Origin of the sequence: Kitasatospora sp. NPDC001539 (genome assembly GCF_040298565.1) — a bacterium.
Lineage (GTDB): Bacteria > Actinomycetota > Actinomycetes > Streptomycetales > Streptomycetaceae > Kitasatospora.
Genome location: NZ_JBEPAK010000335.1, coordinates 1 through 6,270, shown reverse-complemented (window position 1 = coordinate 6,270; position 6,270 = coordinate 1). Strand labels below are relative to the sequence as shown.

The 6,270-nt window shown below is 73.1% G+C and carries 4 protein-coding genes; 2 read left to right on the top strand and 2 right to left on the bottom strand.

Going from position 1 to position 6,270, the window contains the following annotated elements; genetic code table 11:
- Positions 1-124 precede the first annotated feature (124 nt).
- On the bottom strand, positions 125-1,765 hold the full coding sequence (locus ABT247_RS30865; RefSeq protein WP_350749198.1) for an APC family permease: 1,641 nt from the start codon (positions 1,763-1,765) through the stop codon (positions 125-127).
- Positions 1,766-2,124: 359 nt separating this feature from the next.
- On the opposite strand from ABT247_RS30865, the gene tmpA reads away from it, so the two are divergent.
- Positions 2,125-3,699 carry a 2-trimethylaminoethylphosphonate dioxygenase gene (tmpA, locus tag ABT247_RS30860; RefSeq protein ID WP_350749195.1) on the top strand — a complete coding sequence of 525 codons (1,575 nt, stop codon included), beginning with the start codon at positions 2,125-2,127 and terminating at the stop codon, positions 3,697-3,699.
- 95 nt (positions 3,700-3,794) lie between these two features.
- Here tmpA and ABT247_RS30855 read toward each other — a convergent pair whose 3' ends face one another.
- Positions 3,795-4,574, bottom strand: coding sequence for a GntR family transcriptional regulator (locus ABT247_RS30855; protein ID WP_350749192.1), 780 nt, complete (start codon positions 4,572-4,574; stop codon positions 3,795-3,797).
- Positions 4,575-4,929: 355 nt separating this feature from the next.
- Between ABT247_RS30855 and ABT247_RS30850 the strand changes: the two genes are divergently transcribed.
- Complete coding sequence (locus ABT247_RS30850) at positions 4,930-6,099, top strand: ABC transporter substrate-binding protein (protein ID WP_350749189.1); 1,170 nt, start codon at positions 4,930-4,932, stop codon at positions 6,097-6,099.
- The last annotated feature ends 171 nt before the right edge of the window (positions 6,100-6,270 follow it).

The following is a 6,270-nucleotide window of genomic DNA, read 5'->3' as shown; positions in this document are numbered from 1 at the left end:
GCCCCCGACACGGTTCGGGGGCCGCTCCCCGGCTCCGCCGCTCCCCCTGCTCCACCCCTCCGTCGGCTCGCCGTTCCCCGAGGCTGCGGCGCTCCCCGAGGCGCCGCCGTCCGTCCGGCTCCGCTCAGTGCCCGCCCGCGTCCACCACCTCGACGCCCCGGATGTTCCGCTCGATCTCCTCCGCCGGCAGTGCGACGGCGAGCGCCCAGTAGTAGATCACCAGCGAGAAGACCACCACGACCCCGATGTCCCACCACAGCGGCAGGTTCCCCTGGGAGCCCGCCCCGAAGCTGCCCTGCCAGGAGATCACGCCCATGCCGACCAGGTAGACCGGCAGCCACTGCCCCGCCCGGAAGTCCATCCGCGGTGCGTTCGGCACCCCCTTCGACGCGGCGTACGCGGAGTACCCGCCGAGCAGGAGGTAGCCGATGAGGATCGCCAGCCCCAGCCGCCACAGGGTGTCCCAGCCGGACCAGTAGATGACCAGCCCGGCCACCGCGAAGGCGGCCGGCGAGATGATCGTGCCGCCGGGCAGGTGGTACGAGCGCTCCATCCCCGGCAGCCGCCTGCGCAGCACGCCGAAGGCCAGCGGCGCGCCCGCGTACATCAGGACCACCGCCGAGGTGATGAAGCCGACCAGCCGCTGCCAGCTCGGGAACGGGAGGAAGCAGATCACCCCGGCGACCCACGCGATCAGCAGCCCCAGCCACGGCACCGAGTTGCGGTCGGTGAACTGCAGGGCCGGCGGCGCGTAGCCGTTGCGGCTGAGGCCGTAGGTGACCCGGGAGCTGGAGGTGATGTAGACCAGTCCGGTGCCGGCGGGCGAGATCACGGCGTCGATGAAGAGGACCGTCGCCAGCCAGCCCAGCCCGATCAGCGTCGCGAGGCCGGCGAACGGTCCGCTGATGCCGGGGTAGGTGAGCTTGCTCCAGCCGCCCGCGACGGTCTCCGGAGGCAGCGCGCCGATGAACACCACCTGGAGCATCAGGTAGACGATGGTGCCGACCACCACCGAACCGAGCACCGCCCGGGGGATGTCCCGGCGGGGGTTGCGGCTCTCCCCCGCCCACTGGATGGCCTGCTCGAAGCCGAGCAGCGCGAAGATCACACCGCTGGTGCTGATCGCCGTCAGCACGCCCTTGGCACCGTCCGGCGCGAAGCCGTGCACGTCGAAGTTGGAGCCGTGGAACTCGGTGATCCCGAAGGCGAAGATGGTCAGGATCGGGATGGCGACCTTCCAGACGGTGGCCACGCTGTTGGTGTGGGCCAGCAGCCGGACCCCGAGGAAGTTGATCGCCACGAAGACGCCGAGCAGGACGGCCGCGACGACGAACCCGACGCCGGTCAGCGTCAGGTCCTTGTTCAGCAGGCCGTCCGCCCAGCTCCAGTGCTGGGCGTAGTTGATCATGGCCTGGACCTCGATCGGCGCGATGGTCGCCGCCTGCAGCCAGGTGAACCAGCCGAAGGACATCCCCGCGAACCCGCCGAAGGCGTAGTGCGGGTAGCGCGCCGTGCCGCCCGCCACCGGGAACAGCCCGCCCAGCTCGGCGTGGATCAGCGCCAGCAGGATGATCGCCACCGCGCCGATCGCCCAGGACAGCACGGCGGCCGGGCCCGCCGCCACCGCGGCCTTCTGCGCTCCGAACAGCCAGCCGGACCCGATGATCGCCCCGACCGAGGCCCACAGCAGGCCGGCGACCCCCACCTCCCGCCGGAGCCCGGTGTGCCCTGCGGGCGGCGGGGTCGTGGTACTGGGATGGGCCATGGCGCAGCTGCCTCTCACCTCGGGGGAATCCCCCCGACGATGCCGCAGCCGCGCACGGCCGCCCGCGCCGAAACGCGCCGGGCCCGGCCGCCCTCACCCGAACAGGGGGCCAGGGGGAGCGCGGATGGCGGCACCCGGGCACCGTCCTGGGCGACGGGGCGACGGGGCGACGGGGGGACGGGGCGGACGGCGCGGCCGCCGACGGCGGGCGGGCTGTTTTCGGCCACGCCTCCGGGGACAGTTCCCGCAGCGTTCACCCGTTCGGCACCCGTTCCTTGCCGGGGGCAGGCAAGCTCCCGCCAAGTGGGTGGAGTTGGCTATACAACTTCTGCCCGGAGGAGCCCGCCGAGGAGGACCCCATGACCGAGCTGCCGCCCTACTGGCTGCGCGACAACTGCCCGTGCGCCGAGTGCCGGGACCCGCGCAACGGGCAGAAGCTGTTCCAGATCGGCGACCTGCCGGACGACCTGGCGATCGCGGCGAGCGCGGAACTCGACGGGAACCTGGAGGTGCTCTGGTCGGACGGGCACCGCTCCCGCTACCCGCTCGCCTGGCTGCACGAGGAGGCCGGGGACGACGGGCGCACCGAGCAGGGGAAGCGGCTCTGGACCGCCGCCGACTTCGCGCGCGGCATCCCCGAGGCCGACTGGGCGTCGTACCTCGGCGACCCGGCCGAGCAGGCGGCGGTGCTGGCCGCCGTCCGGCACAGTGGCTTCGCCCTGCTGCGCGGGGTGCCGACCGCCGACCGGCAGGTGCTCCGGGTGGCCGAGAGCTTCGGCTACGTCCGGGTCACCAACTACGGCGAGCTGTTCGACGTCCGGATCGAGCCGGACCCCAACAACCTGGCGTTCACGGCCGAGGCGATCGCCCCGCACACCGACAACCCGTACCGGGACCCGGTGCCGACGCTCCAACTGCTGCACTGCCTCGAGAACTCGGCGACCGGCGGCGACTCCGGGCTGGTCGACGGCTTCCGGGCGGCGGCCCTGCTGAGGGACGAATCCCCCGAGGACTTCGCGGTGCTCACCCGCACCCCCGTCCCCTTCGTCTTCCGGGACCGCCGCACCGAGCTGCGTGCCGACCGCCCGCTGATCGACGTGGACGCGCTCGGCCGGATCCGCGAGGTCCGCTTCAACAACCGCTCGATCGGCACGCTCCGGGGCGACGGCCTCGAGTCCTTCTACGCCGCCTACCGCCGCTTCGCCGCGATCACCCTGCGGCCGGAACTCCTGCTCACCTTCCGCCTGGGCCCCGGCGACTGCCTGGTCTTCGACAACACCCGCCTGCTGCACGCCCGTACGGCCTTCCAGCAGGACGGCCACCGCCACCTCCAGGGCTGCTACGCCGACCTCGACGCGCTGTCGAGCACCCTCGCCGTGCTGCACCGCCGCACCGCCGCGCTGGACGGGATCGCCGAGCTGTTCGCGGGCGAGGGCGCCGGGGAGTACCTGGGCGAGCCGGTGACCATGGCCGAGCACATGCTCCAGGCCGCCGCTGCCGCCGAGGCGGCCGGGGCGCCGGACCACCTGGTCGCCGCGGCCCTGCTGCACGACATCGGCCACTTCCACGGTGCGCTGCACGGCCGCGACCTGATGCGCGGCCGGGACAACCGGCACAGCGACACCGGCGCCGACTGGCTCGCTCGCTGGTTCGGGCCGGAGGTCACCGAACCGGTGCGGCTGCACGTGGCCGCCAAGCGCTACCTGTGCGCGGTGGAGCCCGGGTACCGCGAGCGGCTCTCCGAGGCCTCCGAGTACACCCTGCGGGTCCAGGGCGGTCCGATGGACGACCGCGAGTCCGCCGCCTTCGCGGAACTCCCGGGCGCGGCCGACGCGGTGGCCGTACGGCGCTGGGACGAGCAGGCCAAGGCGCCCGGCGCGGCGACGCCGGACTTCGAGCGCTACCGCCCGCTGCTGGCCGCCCTCATGCGCTGAGGCGCCTCACGCGCCGAGCCCCCTCACCCGCCGGGGCGCGCCGCGCGCCGGACCGCGTCGCACGCCGAGAACCGTGCCGCCCGGGCGCCGGACCTTCAGTCCAGCTCCCGGGCGTGCCGCGAAAGCGCCGAGGTGGCCAGCGAGTTGTGCACGCTGAAGGCCACCGTGCCGGGCAGGTACCGGTCCTGGGACCACTCCACCGGCGTGCCGGTCGGGTCGGTGGTGCGCCGCCGCTCGCGCAGCAGCGGTCCGCCCCGGCGGCAGCCGAGCAGCCGGGCGTCCTCCGCGTTGGCGGCGACGATGTCGATGGTGTGGTCGGCATCGGTGAACAGGATGCCGTGCTCGCGCAGCACTTCGGTGTGCGAGACCACGTCCGGCGGCAGCTCGGCGACGATCTCGCCGACCCGCGGCGGGTAGATGGTGCGCTCGACCATCACCGGCGTGCCGGAGAGCGTGCGCAGCCGGACCGTCACGTACACCTCCGCGCCCGGCTCCAGGCGCAGTTGCTCGCGCTCGGCGGCGTCGGCCGGGCGGCGCACCAGCGAGTCCAGGATGCCGCCGGGCTCCTCGCCCATCGAGTACGCCCAGTGGGTGAAGCTGAGCAGTTCGGAGAAGCTCTGCACCCGCGCGCCCCCGAGCACCACCCGCCGGGTGCCGCGGCGGGAGGTGACCAGCCCGTCCGAGCGCAGCACGGCGAGCGCCTGGCGGACGGTGCCGCGGGAGACCCCGTACTGCTCGGCCAGCGCGCCCTCGGCGGGCAGCCGGCCCGCCTCGCCGTACGCGCCGGTGGCGATGGCCTCGCGGAGATCGGCGGCGACCTTCCGGTAGAGGGCGCCGGCAGCGCGCTCGGCGGGGCGCCCGGGCTCTACTGCCACGTCAGTCAATGTCCCTCCTGGGGCGGTGTCCTGCGCAGCCGTACCGGCGCGGACAGCCCGACCTTACCCCGCTGCGCATTCAGAGCATCGCACCGAACGGATCACCCATCGATGGCCGGATTCCACCGTTCCCGCAGCCGACCCCGGTTCTGAGCCGTCCGTTCACCTTCCCGTCACCGGGCTCCGGCGTACTTACCCCCGTCAGCAAAGTTGGCTAGTCAACTCGGACGACTCCGACGTCAGTCGACGCGGGCGGCTCCGAAGCAGGCCGGCTCCGGCGGCTCCGACCGCCACCGCGCTGATCCCCCCGATCAAGACACCCGCTCGCAGTTCCCCCTTCTCAGGAGACTGACCCGTGTCCGTGCACCGCGCCCGCACCGCCGCCTTCGCGGCCGTCCTGACCGCCGCCGCGCTGTCCCTCACCGCCTGCGGTTCCGCCGGCTCCTCCTCCGCGAAGTCCGGCGGCGACGCCGCGGGCGGCAAGAGCGCCAGGACCGCCACCTCCGTCGCCGACTTCGGTGGCATGGACGGCCTGGTCGCCGCCGCCAAGAAGGAGGGGAAGCTGCACGTCATCACCCTGCCGCGCGACTGGGCGAACTACGGCAAGCTGATGGACGACTTCAAGGCCAAGTACGGCATCGAGATCGAGGACGAGAACCCGGACGGCTCCAGCCAGGACGAGATCAACGCCGTCACCTCCCGCAAGGGCCAGGACCGCGCGCCCGACGTCGTCGACCTCGGCTCCGCCTTCGCGATCAGCGCCGGCAAGCAGGGCCTGCTGGCCCCCTACAAGGTGACCGACTTCGACAAGATCCCGGCCACCATGAAGGACGCCAACGGCCTGAGCTACAACGACTACGGCGGCTACATGTCGATCGGCTGCGACGCCAAGAAGGTGTCCGTCTGCCCGAAGACCTTCGCCGACCTGCTCAAGCCCGAGTACAAGGGCATGGTCGCCCTGAACGGCAACCCGACCAAGGCCGGTGCCGCCTTCGGCGCCGTCTACGCGGCCGCGCTCGCCAACGGCGGCTCGCTGGACAACATCCAGCCCGGCATCGACTTCTTCGGCAAGGTCAAGCAGGCCGGCAACTTCAACCCGGTCGAGGTCACCCCGGCGACCATCGAGAAGGGCGAGACCCCGATCAGCATCGACTGGTCGTACCTGAACGCCGGCTACAGCGACAAGTTCAAGGACAAGGGCATCGACTGGCAGGTGGCCATCCCCTCGGACGGCTCCTACGCCCAGTACTACAACCAGGCGATCAACAAGGACGCCCCCCACCCGGCCGCCGCCCGCCTGTGGGAGGAGTACCTGTACAGCGCCCAGGGCCAGAACGGCTTCCTCGGCGGCTACGCCACCCCCGCCCTGTTCGACTCGCTGAAGGCCGCCGGCACCCTCGACGCCACCGCCGCCGCCAAGCTGCCGGCCGTCGAGAAGCCCTTCACCACCTTCCCGACCCAGGACCAGACGGACGCGGCCAAGAAGGTCGTGACCGAGAACTGGGCCAAGGCGATCGCGGGCTGACCTGAGATGACCACGGCTCCCACCCCGGTGCCGGCCACCGCCTCCGCCGCCCACAGCGGCGGAGGCACCACCCCCGGCCCCCCCGCCCCCCCCCCCCCCCCCCCCCCCCCCCCCCCCCCCCCCCCCCCCCGCGCCGCCCCCCCCCCCCCCCCCCCCCCCCCCCACCCCCCC

Coding starts and splice junctions, on each gene's coding strand:
- ABT247_RS30865 (WP_350749198.1), bottom strand. CDS start 1,765: ATGGCCCATCCCAGTACCACGACCCCGCCGCCCGCAGGGCACACCGGG.
- tmpA (WP_350749195.1), top strand. CDS start 2,125: ATGACCGAGCTGCCGCCCTACTGGCTGCGCGACAACTGCCCGTGCGCC.